The organism is Paracoccus shandongensis (assembly GCF_017315735.1).
In the GTDB taxonomy this organism is placed as follows: Bacteria; Pseudomonadota; Alphaproteobacteria; order Rhodobacterales; family Rhodobacteraceae; genus Paracoccus; species Paracoccus shandongensis.
In genome coordinates this window covers 1-20,188 of record NZ_JAFLRK010000047.1, presented here as the reverse complement: position 1 = coordinate 20,188, position 20,188 = coordinate 1, and the positions used below count along the sequence as shown (strand labels likewise).

Annotated in this window: 13 protein-coding genes; 3 read left to right on the top strand and 10 right to left on the bottom strand. The window is 70.0% G+C overall.

Annotated features, from left to right (window positions below):
• The 3 genes from JX613_RS18305 to JX613_RS18295 form a co-directional block, all read right to left on the bottom strand.
• The coding region (locus JX613_RS18305) for a hypothetical protein (RefSeq protein ID WP_207102911.1) at positions 1-327 on the bottom strand (327 nt) is incomplete at its 3' end.
• Positions 320-1,300 carry a hypothetical protein gene (locus JX613_RS18300; RefSeq protein ID WP_207102910.1) on the bottom strand — a complete coding sequence of 327 codons (981 nt, stop codon included), beginning with the start codon at positions 1,298-1,300 and terminating at the stop codon, positions 320-322. The genes JX613_RS18305 and JX613_RS18300, both read right to left, overlap by 8 nt.
• A complete protein-coding gene (locus JX613_RS18295; RefSeq protein WP_207102909.1) occupies positions 1,297-2,844 on the bottom strand; it encodes a hypothetical protein in 1,548 nt (515 codons plus the stop codon). The genes JX613_RS18300 and JX613_RS18295 overlap by 4 nt, the downstream gene beginning before the upstream one ends.
• 289 nt (positions 2,845-3,133) lie before the next feature.
• Between JX613_RS18295 and JX613_RS18290 the strand changes: the two genes are divergently transcribed.
• The gene (locus JX613_RS18290) at positions 3,134-5,380 is read left to right on the top strand and encodes a polysaccharide deacetylase family protein (RefSeq protein WP_207102908.1); all 2,247 of its coding nucleotides are present in this window, start codon (positions 3,134-3,136) and stop codon (positions 5,378-5,380) included.
• A 1-nt stretch (position 5,381) separates the two neighbouring features.
• Entirely contained in the window at positions 5,382-6,734 is a 1,353-nt protein-coding gene (locus JX613_RS18285; protein WP_207102907.1) for a tetratricopeptide repeat protein, read from the top strand.
• Here the strand turns inward: JX613_RS18285 and JX613_RS18280 are convergent.
• From JX613_RS18280 to JX613_RS20055, 5 genes are all read right to left on the bottom strand, one after another.
• Positions 6,676-7,815, bottom strand: a complete 1,140-nt coding sequence (locus JX613_RS18280; protein ID WP_207102905.1) for an endo alpha-1,4 polygalactosaminidase — start codon at positions 7,813-7,815, stop codon at positions 6,676-6,678. The two genes, JX613_RS18285 and JX613_RS18280, sit on opposite strands and share 59 nt — an antisense overlap.
• Before the next feature lie 97 nt (positions 7,816-7,912).
• Positions 7,913-9,037: a UDP-glucose 4-epimerase GalE gene (galE, locus tag JX613_RS18275; protein WP_237168706.1), complete on the bottom strand. Its 1,125-nt coding sequence runs from the start codon at positions 9,035-9,037 to the stop codon at positions 7,913-7,915.
• Positions 9,034-10,857 (bottom strand): glutamine--fructose-6-phosphate transaminase (isomerizing), encoded by a 1,824-nt coding sequence (glmS, locus tag JX613_RS18270; RefSeq protein WP_207102904.1) that lies wholly within the window; start codon positions 10,855-10,857, stop codon positions 9,034-9,036. The genes galE and glmS overlap by 4 nt, the downstream gene beginning before the upstream one ends.
• A gap of 12 nt (positions 10,858-10,869) precedes the next feature.
• The gene (gene glmM / locus JX613_RS18265; RefSeq protein WP_207102903.1) at positions 10,870-12,273 is read right to left on the bottom strand and encodes a phosphoglucosamine mutase; all 1,404 of its coding nucleotides are present in this window, start codon (positions 12,271-12,273) and stop codon (positions 10,870-10,872) included.
• 27 nt (positions 12,274-12,300) lie between these two features.
• Positions 12,301-16,308, bottom strand: a complete 4,008-nt coding sequence (locus JX613_RS20055; protein ID WP_237168705.1) for a hypothetical protein — start codon at positions 16,306-16,308, stop codon at positions 12,301-12,303.
• A gap of 318 nt (positions 16,309-16,626) precedes the next feature.
• Between JX613_RS20055 and JX613_RS18255 the strand changes: the two genes are divergently transcribed.
• Entirely contained in the window at positions 16,627-17,385 is a 759-nt protein-coding gene (locus JX613_RS18255; RefSeq protein WP_207102902.1) for a ZIP family metal transporter, read from the top strand.
• 21 nt (positions 17,386-17,406) lie between these two features.
• On the opposite strand, the gene JX613_RS18250 is transcribed toward JX613_RS18255, so the two are convergent.
• Positions 17,407-19,206 (bottom strand): NAD(P)-binding domain-containing protein, encoded by a 1,800-nt coding sequence (locus JX613_RS18250; RefSeq protein ID WP_207102901.1) that lies wholly within the window; start codon positions 19,204-19,206, stop codon positions 17,407-17,409.
• A 151-nt stretch (positions 19,207-19,357) separates the two neighbouring features.
• A partial coding sequence (locus JX613_RS18245; protein WP_207102900.1) for a sigma 54-interacting transcriptional regulator occupies positions 19,358-20,188 on the bottom strand: 831 nt, incomplete at its 5' end.

Sequence of the window (20,188 nt, the reverse complement as noted above, 5' to 3'; positions counted from 1 at the left end):
CGGGGGACGCCCGCCGGGGGCGGTCCGCGTGGCCCGGGGGGCGGCGCCGGGGCCGATCATCATCAGGACGGGACCGCCGAAGGGGCCGAACAGCGCCAGGATGGCGGTGCCCGCCAGCGCCGGGGACGCGGATCGCCCGTTCGTCACCCAGGACAGCCCGCCAAAGGCCAGCGCCAGGCAAAGATGCAGCGCCATCACGGTGATCATCAGCAGATCCTGGGCCAGCCAGGCTTTCAGCAGCAGGATGTCGCCCAGGGCGGCCAGCCCCGTCAGCAGGCCGGGCGCGAAGCCCGCGCCGCGCGACAAGGGCGGGGCCAGCTCACGCATGAAGGCGGACCGGCCCCCGGGCTTGCGGCGCGGCGGGCAGGGGCTCGGGCATCCGGCGCAGGCTGTCCTCCAGCGCGCGGGCCAGGGCGTTCAGCCCAGGGACCAGCGCGGCCGCGTCATGGTCGGGCGACTGCGCCAGAAGCACGCCCAGCGGATCGTCCCCCGGCGCCACCACGCGGCACAGCGCGGGATGGCCCCCGGTCCCCTCGCGGGCCAGGGGCTGGACCTGCTGCCCCACTACCGGCAGCGGCAGGTCGGCGGCGGTCGAGATCCCGGGAAGCGCGGCGCCGTCGTCGGTCATGGCGGCGGGGACCAGGTTGCCCCCCTTGTCCAGCCGCAGCCAGGCCACGGATCCGGGCAGGCAGGCGCGGGCCGCCGCGACAAAGGCCCCGGCGCGCCCCTCGGGATCGGCGCCCGCCAGCATCTCCAGCGCGGCCAGGCGGTCGTCGGGCTGGTCCGCGTCATGGGGCTGCGGCAGGGCTTGCGTGGCGGCGGCCAGTTCCGCGCGGGCCACAAAGGCGTCCAGGCGGTGGATCTCGCCCGCCAGGGTGCGGTTGATGTCGCGCAGGCGGTCGTTCTCGCGCGCAAGCGCGCGTTCGTGGCGGATCTGCTGCTGGCGGTAAAGGCCGATCAGAAGCGCGGCGATCAGCCATTGCGCGGGGGCGATGGCGATATCGACGTAATGTTCGGTGATGTCCATGCCCACCGGGCGCGAGGGCCAGTCCATCATCAGCGTCGCCAGCCCCACCACCGAAAGCCCGACGAACAGCCCGTGCTGGACGGCGGCCAGCAGGATCACGATCCAGAAGGGATGATAGGTGAGGCCGGCGAAATAGCCCTCGCCGAAGAACAGCGGCTCGGCGGCGTTGATGGCGGCCAGCAGGACCGCGCTGCCGATGAAGCCGCGCAGGAACAGGCTGGTCCCGGGACGCGGGCCGGCCGGGGAAAGGGCGGCGTCATGAAGATGGGTCATTCTGTCGATGCGCTCCGGATGATGGCAGGCGGGTCCGATGGGGTCGCGGCGGCAAGGTCTTCCTTGCCGGTCCGGTCGGCGGAGACGGTCACAAGGTCGCCGGGCCGGACGGGGGTGTCCGCGCGGGCGGCGATGGTCCGGGCATGGGTGCCGTCCACCGGACGCTCGATCGTGACGGCCAGATGCAGGCCGTCGCCCTTGTAAAGGTTCAGCTCGGCCCCCACCGTGTCCAGTTCGTTCCCCGCCGCGTCCAGCGCCGCCGAAACCTGGCGCAGTTCCGCCGTCAGGGCCTTGATGCGGTCCACGCGGGCCAGTTCGGCGTCCTGCTGGGCGGCGCGGCGCTCGGCCTCCAGCCGGAACAGCAGGTCTTCCTTTTCCAGCAGGATCCGTTCGGCGTCCATGGCCCGCACCGCCGTGTCGTTCACGCGAGAGTCGGTGACAAGGCCGCTTTGCAGCATCTCGCTTTGCTGTTCCTGCCGGGTGGCGTGATAGGCCATCTGGGTTTCGGCCAGGGCCTTCTGGCGGCGCGCGGCCTCGATCCGGGCGGAAAGGTCGGCCAGGGCGGCCTCGCTCTGGTCGCGGCGCAGGCGGTCGGCGCGGATCTCGGCGCCAAGCGCGTTGCGTTCGCTGGCAAGCCGTTCCGGGCCCAGAAGGGTGGCGGCCGCGCGGATGGCGGGATCGTCCTGGGGCAGGGTGTCGCGGTCGTCCAACGCGGCCTCGATCCGCATCCGTTCCAGGGACAGGCTGACGCGGGTCTTGTCCAGTTCCGACCGCCGCGCTTCCAGCGCGATCAGCCGGACCTGAGCGGCGGGGTCGCGGTCGTCCAGCGCGCCCGCCTGGGCCAGCACGCGTTCCACCGTCATGCCGGGGGTGTAGCCATGCGCCCCGGGCGAACGCACGGCCCCGCGCACCAGCACCGGCGGGCGGGCGGCAAAGGCCGCGCTGACGCTGTTCTGGGTGCGCATCCGCTCGAACGCCGCGCGCGAGACAAGCGCCTCGATGCAGGCCAGGCTGTGGCCCGCGACGGCGACATGGCCGATGGCGGGCAGCGACACGGTGCCGCCGGTGCCCACCTCATAGGCACCCGACAGGTCCAGCCGCTCGAACACGATGTCGGTCGGGGGGGCGTCCGCGCCGTCGGGCACGGGGGCGGCGGCCAGGGTCGCGCTTTCAAAGATCCGCAATTGCACGCTGTCGCCGATCACGGCGGTGTCGGCGTCGTTTTCGGGGCCTTCGCAGCGGGCCTCGACGGCGGGGGCCGTGGCCTCGGCCCGCAGCGGCGGGACGGTGGACGAAAGCGCGGGCGGCAGGGATTCGGCGATGGCGCCGGGTTCGGCCTGGGGCTGGCCGGTCATGGCGGGCGGGGATTGCAGCGCGGCCAGGGCGGGGCGCAGCCGCAGCTCGGCCTGGTGGTAAAGGCCCGAGGCCTGGGCGGCCAGCGACCGGAAGCCCCCTTCCTGCAGGTGGGGCCAGGCCCAGAACCCGGTCAATCCCGCCGCGACGATCGACGCACTGACAAGAAAGCCGCCAAGTCCATTCGACATCCGATATCCCCTGCCCTGGTCGCTTTCGATGCGCCGCAGGATATTCCCGGGCAGCCCTGCAAAATTACGACAGTTGAAAATGGGGCTCAACTGGCCGCAGGGGGAATTGGCCCGGTCATTCGCGTGGCCATATTCACCCATGGGTGAATCGACTGGCCGATGGTTCAATGCGCCCTATCCGAAACGTGAGGGCGGAATTCATTTCACCTTTGGCTTGTGGAAAGGCGGGCCATTATCGCGCATAACAGGGGGGATTTGACATGCGGCCAGCCCTGTCGCCGGAAAAAGAATGACCCGAAAGACTTTCCAGCCCCTTCGGATGGTGCTGCTTCTGGTTCTGGCGCTGGCCTGGCACCCCTTGGCCGCCTCGGCCCAGGCTTGCGCGATCGTGCCCCGCACCACGCTGGCGCTTTACGACGGCGCGCGCGAAGGCGAGGTCCGCAATACCCGCATCTACCGCTTTGCCGAACTGGTTCTCAATTACCTGGGGCAGGTGGTGGTTTATCACGACATCAGCCGCGATACCCCGCCCGAGGTCGATCCCGCCCAGGTCGCGCTTGTGCTGTCCTGGTTCGACGAACCCGTGTCGGACAATGCCGGTTTCGGGAATTGGCTGGCGCAGGGGGATGCGTTTTGCGGCGGCGGCCCCAAGATCGTTTCCTTCGACAATCTTGAATTCTGGTCCGGCCTCGGCCCCGCGCTGTCGTCGCGGGCGATGGGCGCGATGGGAATTGAAACGGACGGCGTGATTTACGCGGTGGGCGTATCGGCAACGGTTTCGGCCAAGGACGAAAGCCTGCTGGATCTTGAGGCCGATTACCTGGTCCAGCCCGGCGATTACCGGGGCGTCGCCGCCCTGCCCGGCGCGCGCCCGCTGCTGCGGATGGCGTCCCAGGGCCAGGAGATCGCCCTGGCGGTGATCGGGCCCGCCGGGGGCTATGTCCATGCCAGCGCCCTGATCGAGCCCGGAACCCAGGGCCGGGCCGCCTGGATCATCGACCCCTTCGGTTTCTTCGAGGGGGTGCTGGCCGACGACGGCGTGCCCCGGCCCGACCCCACCACGCTGCAGGGGCTGCGGACGTTCTTTGTGACCGTTTCCTCGGTCGGCTGGCTGGACCTGATGCCCGCCCAGGTCTTCGGCGAAACGCAGGACCTGGCGTCAGAGGTGCTGGCCGAAGGGCTGATCGAGGCTTTCGCCGATCTTCCGGTCACGGTGGCGATCCTGGCGGGCGATCTGTCGCCCGACCTGGGCGGTCCTGCCGCCGAACGGGGGCGGCAGGCGGCGCTGCGGGCGCTGGCCGCCCCCAATGTCGAGGCGGCCGTGCAGGGCTTCAGCGACATCCGCGACTGGTCCTTCTTCGCGGCCTATGACCCCACCCGCGAGGCCGCGATGCTGACCGCCCCCGAAACGGCCGACGACCAGGGCGCGCTGGTCAGTTCGGCCATGCAGACCCTGCGCGATGCCTTTGCGGAAACCGGCGCCTCGACCTTTTCGCGCACGCCGGGGGCGCCGCGCAAATACGCAGCCACCCCCTTCGACCTGGGGCAGGAGGTCGGCGGCGCCATCGCCCAGGTGAACGCGCTGTCGGGCGGCGCGCGCCCCGTGGGCCTTTACGCCTGGAGCGGCAATGCCCGCCCCTTCGAGGCCGCGCTGGAGGCCGCCGAACGGACGGGCGTGGGCAGCATGGGCGGCGGCGGCGGCGTGATGGACGCGGCCCGGCCATCCCTGACGGGGCTGTGGCCGCTGTCCGCGCAGGTCGGGCAGCACCGCCAGATCCACGACGCGCTTGGCGGGGACGCGCTTTACACCGACTACTGGACGGCCTCGCTGTATGGCTTTCACGGCTTCCACGAAACCCTGCGCCGGACCGAGGAACCGCGCCGGCTGCGCCCCTTCCAGTTGTCCTTCGCCGCCCGCACGATGATCCATTTCGAGACCCGCCGCGCGGTGGAAACCTATCTGGATCTGGCGCGGACGTCCCCCGTGGTGCCGATCCGCGCATCCGCCCATGCGGCGGCGGTCCGGGGCTTCCTGTCGGCGCGCATCGCCGCCGAAGGGCCGGGACGGTGGCGCATCCGCGACCGGGGGGCCTTGCAGACCCTGCGCCTGGACCGCGCCGGGGCCCGCGCGCTGGACATGGCGGCCAGCGAAGGCGTGATGGGTGCGCGGCGCAAGGGCGACAGCCTGTATGTCGCCCTGGATCCGGGGGCGGATGCGCCGCTGGTCGTCTTGGCCGACAGCGACGATCCCGCCGGCATGGTGCTGGGATCGGCCGCCCCCGCGCTGGTGTCCAGCCGCCCCGTGGTGGAAAGCTGGGACCGCAGCACCTGCAGCGTGGCGCTGGAGCTGTCGGGCTTTGCCCCCGGCGACGTGGTGCTGTTGGCCGAACCCCATGCGGAATACGGCATCGCCATCACCGGCGTGAACGAGGACCGCCACCGCGCCGTGGCGGCGGACGCGGCGGGCATCCTGACCATTCCCGTGCCCACCGCGCCCGGCGGGTTGCGCGGCCTGTCCGTCAAGGGGGGATGCTGACATGCCCGACGTGATGCGCAATGTCGTGGTCGTGTCCCTGGCCCTTTGCGCCGCCGGGGTGGCGGGGGTCGTGGCGCTGCGCCCCCATCCCGCCGTCCGGCTGGAGGCCGAGCTGTCCCGCCTGGAGCCCGAGGACGCCCTGCGCGAACTGCGCGCGGCCGAGGGGCGGATGGGGTTTCACGACAACCTGGAACTGCTTTATGGGCGTCTGTCGCTGGCCGACGGCGACCTGGACCGCGCGCGCCTATCCTTTCAGCGCCTTCAGGCGCAGGCCAGCCCGTCGGAGGAAGTGCTGGAAACCCTGGCGGGGATCGAGGCGACGGCGGGCGACCTGGCCGCCGCGGCGGTCTTCTTGCGCCAGGCGCAAGAGGCCTTTCCGTCCGAGGAGCGGCGGCTGCGCCTTGGCGGCTGGTACCAGGCCCTGCGCCAGCTTGATGCCGAGCGCGACCTGCTGCTGGCCGAGGATCCGACCCTCCTGACGCCTGGAGAGATCGACCGCCTGGGCCTGCTGCTGATCCGCGACGGGCGCATCACCGATTACGAGGCGCTGTTCACCACCCTGGCCGACAGCACCGTGGAAGGCCACCTGTCCTACAAGCGCCGGCTGCTGGAATTCCTGGTCGAGGCCGCCCGCCCCGCCGAGGCGGTCGCCGCCGCCGCCCGCTGGACCCAAGGGCCGCAGGGGGCCGAGGCGCTGGAAGCCTCGGTCCGGGCGCTGATCGGCCGGGGGGCCATCGACGCGGCGATCCTGGTCGCGCGCGACGGGTTCCGCCTGGCGCCCGGCGATAGCCACGCGGTGCTGCCGGTCTTTGCCCGCAGCGGCCATGGCGGCACGGCCCGCATCCTGCAGGGCGAATGGCTGGCCACCCGCACGGTGCTGTCAGAGGCCGAATGGGGCACGCTGTCCTATCTGGCCGAAAGCACGGGCGACATGCGGGGGTTGCAGGCGGCGCTGACATCGAACGGGCGGCAGGCGGGCGCCCCGGCCCTGGGCCAGGCCTTGATGCAGTTCGTGCGCTATCGCGGCGCGGGGGCGCTGGTGCCCTGGCGCGGGCTTCTGAGCGAGGATGTCTTCAAGGCGGCCCCGCTGGTCGGCGCGGCCTGGGCCCACTGGCGGGGCGACCGCGCGGCGACCTATCGCCACCTGGTCGCCGCGTCGAACCAGCCCTTGTCTGAATGGGACCAGCTGATCTGGATGTCGCTTCTGGACGGGCTGCGGGGCAGTCCCTTCCACCGGGCGCTGCTGGCCGGGACGGTGGATCACCCCGGCCTGCGCCAGCGCCTGCGCGACAGCGTCATTCCGGCGCGGCCGGCGCGGGCGGCGCTGTCCGCATCGGCGGATAAACCTGGTTGAAGACGTTGTCGGCGGTGACATAGGGATAGAACCCCGTTTCCGACGCCTTTTGCGCGATCAGCGCGCGCAGTTCCTCGGGCTTCTGGTCGGGGAACTGGGTGGCGATGTCCAGCGACAGGACCGCGACGCCCTGGCTGCGGTAGTCTTCCTGCAGGGCCTCGGTCGTGTGGGCATGGGTCGAGGGGGCCGAGACGTTTTCCACCATGATGGCGTCGATCCGGTCCAGATAGTCGGAAAACGCAGCCCTTCCCCGGGGATCCGCGCCCCCGGCGGCATCGCGCCCGATGAAGACGCCGTTGTTCACCACCACATAGGCGTCGCATTTCCATTGCCGCGCCCGGTCGGCGACCAGTCCCACCAGGCGCATCATCTCGCGCGCCATGGCGGGGGCGTCGGCGGGGCCGTCGGGGCGCTTGCCCTGGGGCCAGACCAGGGTCTTGTCCATCGCGTGGCTGTAGTAATGCAGCACGTCGTCCAGAAACAGCCCGTCGATGCCCGTCCCCATCAGCCGGTCCACCCGTTCCAGAATGATCTTGTGCCAGGCCTCCGTCCAGAAGGCGGACAGGTGTTCCTTGTGAACCGTGGTGGGGCCATACCAGTCCGGCAGGACGGCAGGCGGGGCCACGTCGATGCCGCCCATCTGGTCGATCCAGTAGTCGCGGTAATGCTCGATCTCGCTGACGTTCAGATAGCCCAGGGCGGGACGGGCGCCATTGCGGTTGATCTTCGCCATCTCCTCGGGGGTGAACAGCACCTCGCGGCCGGTGTCGCTGTAGGGCGCGCCGATCCGGGTGACCTCCAGGATCAGCAGCCCGTGGGGCTGGCGCGACAGCGTGTCGGCGTCATAGGTCGTGCCCCAGTACTGGACCGCGAAACCGTCCTGCAGGCTTCGGGCCAGGTGGACGGCCCGGGCGCGGGCGCTGGACATGACGCATTCGGGGGCCGGTGGCTGCGTGGCGGGCGGTTGCAGCAGGACGGGCTGAAGGGCGGCGGACGCATCCTGGGCGCGGGCCATGCCGGGAAGGCAGGCGGCGATCAACCCGGAAAGCGCGGCTGGACGAAGCAGGGACGTGATGGTCAAGGCTGGTCGTTTCCCGAAAGGCGCCGCCCCCCGGCGCAAGGTCGGATCATGCCGTCGCATTCCTGCCGCGCTGTCCCGGATCATCCACGGGCGATCCTCAGGTGGCGGCGCTGAGGCTGGACGCGGCGGCCATGGCCCCAAGATCCGATTTCGCCACAAGATAGGGCTTGCTGTCCAGTGCCGCCTGCTGCTGGAAGGCCCAGTGATCGGCGCACATCCGCGCCAGGTCGCGGGTCGCGCGCCATCCCAGGACCGCGCCCGCCCGGCCCGGATCGGCCAGCGACACCGCCACGTCGCCGGGGCGGCGGTCCGTCACGCGATAGGGCACGGGAAACCCGCAGGCCTGGGAAAAGGCGTTGATGATCTGCAGCACGCTGTAGCCCGTGCCGGTGCCCAGGTTGATGCGCATGTGCCGGTCCTCCAGCACACCGCCCAGCAGGCGGTCGATCGCCGCGACATGGCCCCGCGCCAGGTCCATCACATGGATATAGTCGCGCACCCCCGTCCCGTCCGGCGTGTCGTAGTCGGCGCCGAAGACCTGCACCTCGGGGCGCTGGCCGATGGCGGTCTGGGCCACATAGGGAAACAGGTTGTTGGGCACGTCGCGCGGGTTTTCCCCGATCAGCCCGCTGGGATGGGCCCCCACCGGGTTGAAATAGCGCAGCGAGATCGCCTGGAAGCGCGGATCGGCGGCGACCAGGTCGTCCACCATCTCCTCGATCATCAGCTTGGTGCGGCCGTAAGGGTTGGTGGTCCCGGTGGGCGCGGTCTCGGGGATCGGCAGCACCTTGGGGATGCCGTAAACGGTGGCCGAGGACGAGAAGACCAGCTTGCCCACCCCCGCCGCCTGCATCGCCTCCAGCAGCGAGATGGCCCCCAGCAGGTTGTCGCGGAAATAAAGCAGCGGGTCCGCCACCGACTGGCCCACCGCCTTCTTGCCGGCCAGGTGGATCACCGCGTCGATGCGGTATTGGCGCAGGACTTCGGTGACGACCGCGCGGTCGCGGACATCGCCCTCGACCAGCACCACCGTGCCCTTGGCGATCTGGGGGATGCGGGCGACGGTGCGGCGGTCCGAGTTTTCGAAATTGTCCAGGATGACGACCTGGTGGCCCGCCTCCAGCAGCTCGACCACGACATGCGACCCGATATAGCCCGCGCCGCCCGTGGCCAGGATGCTTTTCGGCTGGGGGAACCTGGAAACCTTTGACCTGAGCATCATTCCACCGTGACGGACTTGGCAAGGTTGCGGGGCTGGTCCACGTCCGTGCCCTTGGCGACGGCCGCGTGATAGGCGATGAACTGGACCGCGACGGCATAAAGGAAGGGCGCGACCAGCGGACCCGCGTCGGGCAGGGTGATGGCACGCCACACCTCGTCCGCCATCTCGCGGCAGGCGGCGCCATCGCCGATCAGGGCCACGCGGCCCTTGCGGCCCATCACCTCGCGCAGGTTCGAGGCCATCTTCTCGAACAGGGCGTCATGGGGGGCCAGCGCGATGATGGGCGTGGCCTCGTCCACCAGGGCGATGGGGCCGTGCTTGATCTCGCCCGCCGCATAGCCCTCGGCGTGGATATAGGTGATTTCCTTGAGCTTCAGCGCCCCTTCCAGCGCCAGCGGATACATCAGCCCCCGGCCCAGGAACAGCGCGTCCTTGGCTTCGGCGATGTCGCGGGCCAGGGCCTCGAACTGGGGCTCCAGCGCGATCGTCTCGGACATCAGGCGCGGGACGGTGGACAGCATCTCGACCAGGGCGCGTTCCCCGGCCCCGTCGATCTCGCCGCGCTTGCGGGCGATCATCACGGCCAGCGCCGACAGGCACAGCACCATCGCGGTGAAGGCCTTGGTCGAGGCCACGCCGATTTCCGGCCCCGCATGGATCGGCAGCACGATGTCGGCCTCGCGCGCGATGGTCGAGGTGGTGACGTTGACCAGTCCCAGCGTGACCTGGCCCTGCGCCTTGGCATAGCGCAGGGCTGCCAGCGTGTCCGCCGTCTCGCCCGACTGGCTGACGACCATGGTGACGCCGCGCGCGGGCAAGGGCGGCTCGCGGTACCGGAACTCGGACGCGATCTCGATTTCCACGGGCAGGCGGGCCACGCGCTCCATCCAGACCTTGGCGACATGCGCGGCATAGAAGGCGGTGCCGCAGGCCACGACCGTCAGGCGCGGGATGCGCGCCCAGTCGATGCCTTCGGCGGCGCAGGCGACGCGGTGGCGGTCGTCGGAAATCCAGGACCCCAGGGCCCGGGCGATGACCGAGGGCTGTTCGTGGATCTCCTTGGCCATGAAGTGGCGATGCTGGCCCTTGTCGGCGATGATGGTGTCCAGCGCGACGGTCTGCACCTCGCGCGTGACAGAGTTGCCGGCCGCGTCATGGATGCGCACGCCGTCGCGGGTCAGGACGGCCCAATCGCCTTCCTCCAGATAGCAGATGCGGTTCGTCATCGAGGCCAGCGCGATGGCGTCCGATCCCACGAAGTTTTCCCCGTCGCCCAGGCCGACGACCAGGGGCGACCCGCGCCGGGCGCAGATCAGCAGGTCGGGCCGCCCGTCGAAGACGAAGCACAGCGCATAGGCGCCGCGCAGCTTGGCGATGGTGGCGGCGGCGGCGTCCTCGCAGTCCAGCCCCCGCGCCAGCATGGAGGCGCAGAGCGTGGCGATCACCTCGGTGTCGGTCTGCGATTCAAAGCCGTAGCCTGCGGCGGCAAGGTCGCGCTTCAGCTCCAGATAGTTCTCGATGATGCCGTTGTGGACCACCGCGACGGGGCCGCAGCGGTGGGGATGGGCATTGGCCTCGGTCGGGCCGCCATGGGTGGCCCAGCGGGTATGGCCGATGCCGGTGGTGCCGGGCAGCGGCTGCCGGGCCACAAGCTGCGCCAGGGCCGACAGCTTGCCCACCGCCCGGCGGCGGTCCAGCACGCCCCCTTCCAGGATGGCCAGGCCCGCGGAGTCGTAGCCGCGGTATTCCAGTTTCCCCAGCGAGGCCAGAAGCATCTGGGCCGCGGGCTCTTTGGCGATGACGCCGACGATACCACACATGGAACACTCTCCTCAGGCGCTGCGGGCCAGCGGGGGCCGCGCGGGGGCCGTCGCGAAGGCGGCCGGGTGGGGGGGCGGGACATCGCCGCGCAGCACATGGCTGACCTCGTCGGCGATGGCGGCAAGCAGGTCGGGATCCTCGCCCTCGGCCATGATGCGGACCAGGGGCTCGGTCCCCGAGGGACGGACCATCAGCCGCCCGGCGCCGCCAAGCCGCCGGGTCATGCGGTCGATCACGTCGATCACGGCGGGGCGGTCCAGGGGCGCGGCGCCGCGCTCGATGGGGACGTTGCGGGTGATCTGGGGCAGGGGCGCAAAGCGCGACAGCACCTCGGAGGCGGGGCGGTCGGCCTCGCGGATCGCGGCCAGGGCCTGCAGGGCGGCCACCAGGCCGTCGCCGGTGGTGCTGAACTCGGACAGGATGATGTGGCCGGACTGTTCGCCGCCCACCGTGCAGCCGGTCTGGCGCATCCGTTCGACCACATGGCGGTCGCCGACCTTGGTGGTGATCACGCCGATGCCCCGGCCCGCCAGGTGGCGTTCCAGCCCGGAATTGGACATCACCGTCGCCACCAGCGTGTCATGGGCCAGCTTGCCCTGGGCATGGGCGCGTTCGGCGATCACGCACATCAGCTGGTCGCCATCGACCAGGCGGCCCTTTTCGTCGATCAGGTGGACCCGGTCGGCGTCGCCGTCCAGGCTGATCCCCAGATCCGCGCCATGGGCCAGCACCGCGTCGATGCAGGCCCCCGGCGCGGTGGACCCGCAGCCCGCGTTGATGTTGGTGCCGTTGGGTTCCGTGCCCACCCGGATCACCTCGGCCCCCAGTTCCCAGATCAGGTCGGGCCCGACGCGGTGGGCCGCGCCATGGGCGGCGTCCACGACCACCCGCAGCCCGTCCAGGCGCAGCCCGCGCGGAAAGGCGTGCTTGACGAATTCCATGTAGCGTTCGCCCGCCCCGTCGATCCGCTTGACATGGCCGATCAGCGCGGGTTCGGCCAGATCGCCCGTCCGGCCCATGGCGGCCTCGATGGCGGCCTCGCCCTCGTCGGACAGCTTGTATCCGTCGGGGCCGAAGAACTTGATGCCGTTGTCGTGGTGCGGGTTGTGCGAGGCCGAGATCATCACCCCCAGATCCGCGCGCAGCGACCGCGTCAGCATCCCGATGGCGGGCGTGGGCAGCGGGCCGGTCAGGACCACGCTCATCCCCGCCGAGGTGAAGCCCGCGACCAGCGCGCTTTCGACCATGTATCCCGACAGCCGCGTGTCCTTGCCGATCACCACGGTGCGCGACTGTCCGCCGCGCACGAAATGGCGTCCCGCCGCGCGGCCCAGCTGCATGACGGCCTCGGGGGTGATGGGCCAGACATTCGCGCGTCCCCGGACGCCGTCGGTTCCGAAAAGCTTCTTGTCCATCGCAATGTCCCTTCGTTTTCAAACGGCTCAGACGAGGAATGAATTGATGATGTCGCTGGCCAGCAGGTCGGCGGCGTCCAGGCCCGCCAGCAGCAGGTGGCTGGTGCCCCGGACCAGTTCCAGCCCGTCGGCGGTATCGACAAAGGCCGCGCGGGCGGCCGAGGCGCTGAGAAAGCCGAAGCCCCGCAGCTCCAGCTTGTCCAGGCCGCTGTCGAAGTCCAGGATCGTGTCGAAGGCCTCGCCCGCGCGGAAGACGAAGCGGTCCGCGCCCGCCGCGCCGAACAGCACGTCGTTGCCGCCCCGCCCTTCCAGCCGGTTGGCCCCGGTGCCGCCCAGCAGGATGTCGGTCGCCGCCCCGCCGATCAGGCTTGCCCCCGCCGTCAGGAAATCGACCAGCGCCGCGTTCTGCTTGAGGGTGTTGAAGGCCAGCGACACCTGTCCCGCCACCGGGATCGTCGCACCGTCCGCGCCGGTGATGCGGACCGGGATGTTGCCCTGGGTCTTCAGATCGACCAGCACCTCTCCCTTGCCGTGGAAGCTGAAGTTCAGGTCGGATCCGTTCCCGGAAACCGAGATCAGCTCGCCCCGCATCGGCAGGGCCGCGATGCGGGTCACGTCGGCCATCGTGCTGCCCAGCGTGACCTGGAAGGTGCCCCCGGCGCGGGGCAGGAACACCGAATCCTCGTCCCAGGCATACCAGTTGGCGACCGAGGCGATGCGCCCTTCCTTTCCCATGTCCAGCGCGAAGTTGCCCGCATCCGACGATCCCACCGTCGCGGTGACGACATTGCCCGCGCGCGTGACGGTCAGGGTGCTGTTCGAGAAGCTTTCGATCCGGTCGGCCAGATCCTTGCCGGTCACGAATTCGGTCCCGGCGGCGGCGGCGGCCGAGATCAGCGACTGGAACATCTGCAGGTTATAGACCTGCGTGGGATCCTTCAGCCAGTTGGTCGGGCCATAGTCGTGCCAGGGGAAGGCCAGGATCGGCGTGGTCCCGTTCGCGGTCAGGGCGGAGAATTCCTTGAGCCAGGCGGCCTCGGCCTGCTGGGGGGTCATGCCGCCCCAGCCGATCAGCGAAAAGTCGAAGGACATGTTGGGCGCCAGATAGACGCGCTGGTCCTCGGCCGGGGTCAGGAAGCCGAAGGCGCCCGGATAGCCCGCCCCGGTGCCCGAATAGCCGCCGCTGAGATAGTCGAAATACTTGATCATCTCGCGCGTGGCGTCCAGCCGCTCGGGCGCGCCGGGGACGGCGGCGCCGGTGATGGGGATGCCCAGTTCGCGCGCGATGATCTGGCGGGAATAGTCGAACTGGAACTTGTAGGACGCCTCCAGCACCGCGCGTTCCACCTCGGTCAGGGCAAGGACGCTGACGGCATTGGCATTGGCGGGGTTGGTCCGGGCCAGCAGGTCGGTCATCATGGCGTTGATCTGGCTGGCCGTCATCTGCGACAGGGCTTTGACCACGGCGGGATCGGCGTCCTCGTGGGTGGCATAGGGCGACCAGACCGGCACCCCGGCATTCACGACATTGGCATAGGCCGTGATCCGCGCCTGCAGCATCTGGTCCGTGATCAGGTCGGGCAGCAGCAGGTTGGTGTCGTGGGGATGGGTGAAGGAATGCGTCCCGATCTCGTTTTCCAGGGCGCGGATGCGGTCGTAATAGGGTTTCGAGACCGCCCAGTTCGTCACCTGGTCGGGCGCATAGGCCCCGACATTGACGTAATAGGATCCGACGAAACCGTATTTGGCATACCAGTTTTCGATGATCGGCAGCAGCGCGTCATAGATGCCGGGCTTCTGGGTGCTGACATCATAGACCTCTTGCGACTGGTCCATGTCGTTGCGCGAATAGAACAGCGACTGGTGCCGCGTCATCAGCAGGGACACGTCTGGCGCGTTGTCCTGAAGCACCCAGTCGATGGCCTCGCCCAGGATGTTGTTGTTGCCCATGATCGCGTCGGTGGCGAAATGGACGTTGCGGCCTACGGTCTGGGTGGCGATCACGGCGTCGTGGACCCCGCCGGTCACGACCTGCTCGAACAGGACCTTGCCGGTGCCGGTGATGTCGGTGAAGTTCAGATAGGCGGTGTTGCCATAGGTGCCCACCACCTGGCCCGAGCCATAGCCGTCCAGGATCGGATGGACCGCGCCCCCCGCCGCGCGCAGCGTGATCCCGCCCGTGGCGCCGAAGCCTTCCAGCGTGACGCCCAGCAGCGACTTCATCCGGGCATAGGAATCCCCGGCAAGGGCGGCCCCGGTCTCGTCATTGGTCATGAAGTTGCCCGCCGCGATCAGGCCCACGCCATAGTCGCGCACGGCGGTCGCCAGCGAGGTGGCGATGGCCGTGGCCTGGCCCCCCTGCACATGCGAGAAGCCGGGAAAGACGATGGCGTCATAGCCCGCCAGGGCGGCGGGGTTCAGCAGGTCGGCCTCGGTCAGCAGGTCGAAGGGCACGCCCGCCTGCATGGCCTGGTTCTGGGCCGCCATGAACAACTGCCCGTAGGCCGTCTTGTCATAGAAATTAGCGGCCGAGGTTTCGGAATAGACGATGGCGATGCGCGACTGCGGCGCGTCCACGGGGTTGGGCGGCGGGGCGGTGCCCACGACCAGGTTGGCGCTGGCATAGTCGCCCGGCAGGAAGACGGAATCGTTCACGTCGGCCAGCACGCGCACCTGGCCGGAATTGCCCGCCAGCAGGGCCTTGGGCACGGCGACCTCGAATCCGGTGCCGTCGGCGCTGCGGCCGAATTTCAGTTCGGCCACGAAGGTCTGGCCTGCCGCCCCGCTATACAGCCGCGCGACCCCGTCGGCGCCGATGTTGATGTTGTATTCGTGGCCCCCCGCCCATCCCCAGACCTTGTAGCCGGTGGCGCTGTTCAGGTCGGTGTCCAGCCAGATCGTGGTGTTCGCCCCGACCGATGTCCCGTTGATGGCGAAGACATAGCTGTCGCCCGCCGGATCAGAGACAAGCTGGCCGCGCAGCGTGTGGCCCGCCTGCGTGGTCAGCACGCTGCCCGCCGCCCATTCGCCCAGCGACCCGTCCAGCGTGACGCCCCCCACCACGGTCGGGGGGGTCGGCGGCGTGCTTCCCACGACGAAGTTCGCGCTGCCATAGTTGTTGGGAATGAAGACCGAGTCGTTCACATCGGCAAAGACCCGGGCCGAACCCGCGCCGCCCAGCAGGGATTGGGGCACCGCGATCTCGATGGTGTGGCCGTCGGCGCTGCGGGCATAGTCGAGGTTCGCCACGAAGGTCTGGCCCGCCGCGCCGCTGTAAAGCCGCGCGACCCCGTCGGCGCCGATGTTGATGTTGTATTCGGCGCCCGCCGCCCATCCCCAGATCTGGTATCCGGTCGCGCCGTTGCGGTCGGTGTCCAGCCAGATCGTGGTGTTCGCGCCGACCTGCGCCGCCGTGCTGGCGATGGCAAAGGTAAAGGTGCCGCCCTGCAGGTCGCCGTGCAGCGCATAGCCCGCAGCCCCCGTCGCGGCATTGTCCAGCCGGGTGGATGCGGCCCATTCGCCCAGGTTGCCGTCCAGCGTCTTGCCGCCCACCGTCACCACGGGGACGGGGTCGCTGACCAGCAGGTTCGCCGTCGCATAGGAATTGGGCAGGAAGACGGAATCGTTCACATCGGCATAAACGCGCACGGATGTGGGCGCCCCGGCCAGCAGGGTCCGGTCGATGCGGAATTCCAGCACGCGGCCATCGGCGCTGCGCGCTTCCTCAAGCTCCGCCACCAGGGTCTGCTCGGGGCCGCCGCTGTAAAGCCGGGCGGTGCCGTCCGCCGCCAGCTCGACATGGTATTCCGCGCCCCCGGCCCATCCCCAGATCTGGTATCCGGTGGCCCGGTTCAGGTCGGTGTCCAGCCACAGCGTGGTGTTGTCGCCGATCACGGCGCTGTCGGACGTGAAGGCGAAATACAGATAGCCCGGCTCGGCGATGCCCCACAGGCCATAGCCCGCGGCGCCCGTCGCGGGCGTGTCCAGGCGGGCCACGGGGGACCAGTCGGTCATGGAACCATCGATTGTCGGCATCTACGTTTCCCCTCTGCTGGAGGCCAGGCTGGCCCGCACCCGTCTTGCCGCAGCGACTCTGCAGGGCCCATCATCCCGCGCGGACCGGGCGCCGATCAACGAACCCGGCGGCCAGTGACCATCAGGCGAGCGGGCCTGACGGAACGGCTAACACCAAAGGAGAATGCCGCCTGCCCCAAGGGCTAATCCGGGCGGCGTCCGGGGCAGGGAACAACCCCCCGGCTGGCCGGTTGCCCTTCCACCCACGGCAAAGGAGCGGCAGCATGGCATTCCGACAGGCGGCACCCCGCCCCGCCCTGCGGCCCGGCGGGTAAGGCCATGGCGCTGTGGCAGCAGGCGGGGCTTTGGGGGCTTCTGGGGGGATCGGCGCTGGTCATCGGGGCGGCCCTCGCCTGCCTCGTGGAACTGCCCCGGCGCGTGACCGCCGGGATCATGGCCTTCGGCTGCGGGGTGCTGATCTCGGCGGTGGCCTATGACCTGCTGCTGGAAGGATACCAGCAGGCCAGCATCCGCCCCATCGTGGCGGGCGCGCTGGCGGGGTCAGTTGCCTTCGCGCTGGCGAACCGGGCGGTGTCGCGCGGGGGCAAGGCCTGCCACCGCAAGCGGTCGGGCGAACAGCAGACGGACGCCGACGACGGCGGCGGCTTCGCCATCGCCATCGGGTCATTGCTGGACGGCATCCCGGAATCCGTGGTCCTGGGCGTCAGCCTGGTCGGCGGGGGCGGGGTCAGCGTGGCGATGCTGGCCGCCATCTTCCTGTCGAACCTGCCCGAGGGGCTGTCCAGCGCCGCCGGGATGCGCAAGGCCGGGCGCGGCCGGACCTATGTGCTGGGGTTGTGGACGGGGATCGCGCTGATGTCGGGGATCGCCTCGGCCCTGGGGGCGGGGCTTCTGGCCGATGCCTCGCCCGCCGTCCTGGCCACCGTCAGCGCCGTCGCCGCCGGGGCGCTGCTGACCATGATCGCGGACACCATGATCCCCGAGGCGGTCGAGGTCGAGGGGGGCATGACCGGCGTCCTGGTGGTGCTGGGCCTGCTGGTGGCCTTCGTGCTGTCCCAGGGGGGCCGGGGCGGCTGAGGATGCCGCCCCGGCAGGGCGTCAACTCAGGTGATGCACCTCTTGCAGGCCATGGACGGGCGTGTCGATGCCGGCTTGGCGCGCCTTCAGTTGCAGCGCCAGATACAGCGAATAATGCCGCGACTGGTGCAGGTTGCCGCCGTGGAACCACAATCCCGGCTGCTGCGTGGGCTTCCACATGTTGCGCTGCTCGCCTTCCCACGGGCCCGGATCCTTGGTGGTGTCGGACCCGAGGCCCCAGCATTTGCCCACCCGGTCCGCCACGTCCTGCCCGATCAGGTCCGCCGCCCAGCCGTTCATCGACCCGTAGCCCGTCGCATAGACGATCAGGTCGGCGGGCAGTTCGGTGCCGTTGTCCAGCAGCACGCCGTTTTCCGTGATCTCCTGCACCTGGCCATGGGCCAGCTTGATCTGGCCGTCGATGATCAGCTGGCTGGCCCCCACGTCGATGTAATAGCCCGATCCGCGCCGCAGGTATTTCATGAACAGCCCCGAATCGTCGTCGCCGAAGTCCAGCCGGAAGCCCGCCTTTTCCAGTCCCGCATAGAAGTCCGCATCGCGTTCGCGGATCTGGTCGTAAAGCGGCACCTGCCATTGGTGCATGATCCGATACGGCAAGGATGCGAAGATCAGGTCGGCCTTTTCCGTGGTCATGCCGCTGGCCACGGCCTGTTCGGAATAAAGCGCGCCAAGGCCGATCTCCATCAGGCTGTCGGACTTGACGATATGGGTCGTGGACCGCTGCACCATGGTCACGTCCGCGTCGTGTTCCCACAGCGCCGCCGCGATGTCGTGGGCCGAGTTGTTGGACCCCACGATCACCACCCTTTTGCCCGCATAGGCATCGGGGCCCGGGTGCTGCGACGAATGGTGCTGCTCGCCCCGGAACCGCTCCATGCCGGGGAAATTCGGGATGCGCGGCTTGCCCGACATGCCGGTGGCCAGCACCAGTTCCTTGGGGTGCAGCGTCACCTCTTGCCCGTCGCGGTCGATCACCACGGTCCATTCGCCCTTTTTGGCGTCGAAGCTCGCGGACTTGCAGGTGCTGCGCGTCCAGTAGTTCAGCTCCATGACCTTTGTGTACATCTCCAGCCAGTCGCCGATCTTGTCCTTGGGGGCGAAGACCGGCCAGTTCTCGGGGAACTTGAGATAGGGCAGGTGGTCGTACCAGACCGGGTCGTGCAGGCAGAGCGATTTGTAGCGGTTGCGCCACTGATCGCCCGGGCGGTCGTGCTTGTCCACGATGATCGCGGGCACCCCAAGCTGGCGCAGCCGCGCGCCAAGCGCGATGCCGCCTTGCCCGCCCCCCACGATCAGGGTGTGCGGCTGGCGGGTATAACCCAGCTCAGACGCCTCGGCCTCGCGTTCCTCCTTCCAGCTGGGGCGGTTCTTGCCCGCGCCGTGTTTCGCGCCCAGGGGCCGGGCGAAACCCTTGGCTTCCTCGTGGCCTTTGAGTTCCTGAAGCGCGGTCAGCAGCGTCCAGATGCGCCCGTCGCGCAGCCGCACCAGGCCCTGGCCGCGCCCCACCTTTGTTTCAAAGCGGAACCAGGCGGTGATGATGCCGTCCTCCTCGCCCGGAACCTCGGTGTCGTCCAGGTGCCAGCCGGTCGGCCGGATATGGCCCAGTTGCGCGCGCAGCATCGCGGCCACCTGGTCCGGCCCCTCCATGGTGCGGATGTTCCAGGTAAAGCTGACCAGGTCGCGCCAATAGCAGTCGGTCACGAACAGCGCCGCCGCGCGGTCGATGTCGCCCGCCTCCAGCGCCGCGCCAAGCTGGTCCAGCACCGCGCGGGCGCGGTCGGCCACCGAGAAATCGAGCATGTTGTCCTCCCGTGAAGTGGTTCTCCCTGGGGAAAGGCTGGGGCAGGGCGGGCGGCGGAAACAGGAAAAACCCCCGCCGCAGCGCGGCAAATCCGCGCCGCAGCGCAGAGGCGTTGCAGATGCAACGCCCGCGCAACACGGGGCGCAACGGTCAGGGGGCCGCGCCCAGGCGTTGCAGCCGCCGCAGCACGGTCGAACGGTTGACGCCCAGCCTGCGCGCGGCCAGCGCCATGTTCCCGCCGCAGGCCTCCAGCACGGCCTGCAACTCGGCCTGCGGATCGGGGCGGGCGGGCGGGGCCAGCAGCGGCGGGGGCAGGTCGGTCGCGTCGATCACCGGGCCTTCGGCCAGCAGGGCGGCGGCCTGCAGGGTCGCCGCCAGTTCCCGCAGGTTGCCCGGCCAGTCGCGCGCCTTCAGATCCGCCCGCGCCCCCGCCGACAGACGCAGTTCGCCCGGATGGGCGGCGCGCAGCAGCCGATCAGTCAGCCAGTCGAAATCCCGGCGCAGCCGCAGGGGCGGCACAGGCAGCGCCGCGCCCGCGATGCGGAAGAACAGATCGGCCCGAAAGGCGCCCGCGGCCACCGCCCCGGCCATGTCGCGCCGGGCGGTGGCGATGACGCGCAGCTTGCAAGGGGCCAGGCGGCGCAGCAGCACGGCCTGCGCGGGGGCGTCCAGATCCTCGATCCCGCGCAGGAACAGCGTGCCCGCAGGATCGTCCCAAAGATCCAGGCCCGCCAGCGCGGCGGCGTCCTGACCGGCGCAGTCGATGACCCGGAAGGGCGCGGGTTCCGGGCGGCACATGTGGATGGCGCGGGCCAGGCGTTCCTTGCCGGTGCCGGTCTCGCCCGTGACCAGCAGGGGGACCGCGCTGCCCGCCAGGCGCGCGGCCTGCGCCAGCAGGGCCCCCATCGCGGGATCGGGACCGGCGAGGCTGGACAGGCCCCCCGGCAGCAGCGGCTGGCCGCGCGGCAGGCGGGCGGCCTG

What these genes read in the sequence shown, in the direction of transcription:
- JX613_RS18300 (WP_207102910.1), bottom strand. Translation starts at nt 1,300, where the DNA reads ATGACCCATCTTCATGACGCCGCCCTTTCCCCGGCCGGCCCGCGTCCC.
- JX613_RS18295 (WP_207102909.1), bottom strand. Translation starts at nt 2,844, where the DNA reads ATGTCGAATGGACTTGGCGGCTTTCTTGTCAGTGCGTCGATCGTCGCG.
- JX613_RS18290 (WP_207102908.1), top strand. Translation starts at nt 3,134, where the DNA reads ATGACCCGAAAGACTTTCCAGCCCCTTCGGATGGTGCTGCTTCTGGTT.
- JX613_RS18285 (WP_207102907.1), top strand. Translation starts at nt 5,382, where the DNA reads ATGCCCGACGTGATGCGCAATGTCGTGGTCGTGTCCCTGGCCCTTTGC.
- galE (WP_237168706.1), bottom strand. Translation starts at nt 9,037, where the DNA reads ATGATGCTCAGGTCAAAGGTTTCCAGGTTCCCCCAGCCGAAAAGCATC.
- glmS (WP_207102904.1), bottom strand. Translation starts at nt 10,857, where the DNA reads ATGTGTGGTATCGTCGGCGTCATCGCCAAAGAGCCCGCGGCCCAGATG.
- glmM (WP_207102903.1), bottom strand. Translation starts at nt 12,273, where the DNA reads ATGGACAAGAAGCTTTTCGGAACCGACGGCGTCCGGGGACGCGCGAAT.
- JX613_RS20055 (WP_237168705.1), bottom strand. Translation starts at nt 16,308, where the DNA reads ATGCCGACAATCGATGGTTCCATGACCGACTGGTCCCCCGTGGCCCGC.
- JX613_RS18255 (WP_207102902.1), top strand. Translation starts at nt 16,627, where the DNA reads ATGGCGCTGTGGCAGCAGGCGGGGCTTTGGGGGCTTCTGGGGGGATCG.
- JX613_RS18250 (WP_207102901.1), bottom strand. Translation starts at nt 19,206, where the DNA reads ATGCTCGATTTCTCGGTGGCCGACCGCGCCCGCGCGGTGCTGGACCAG.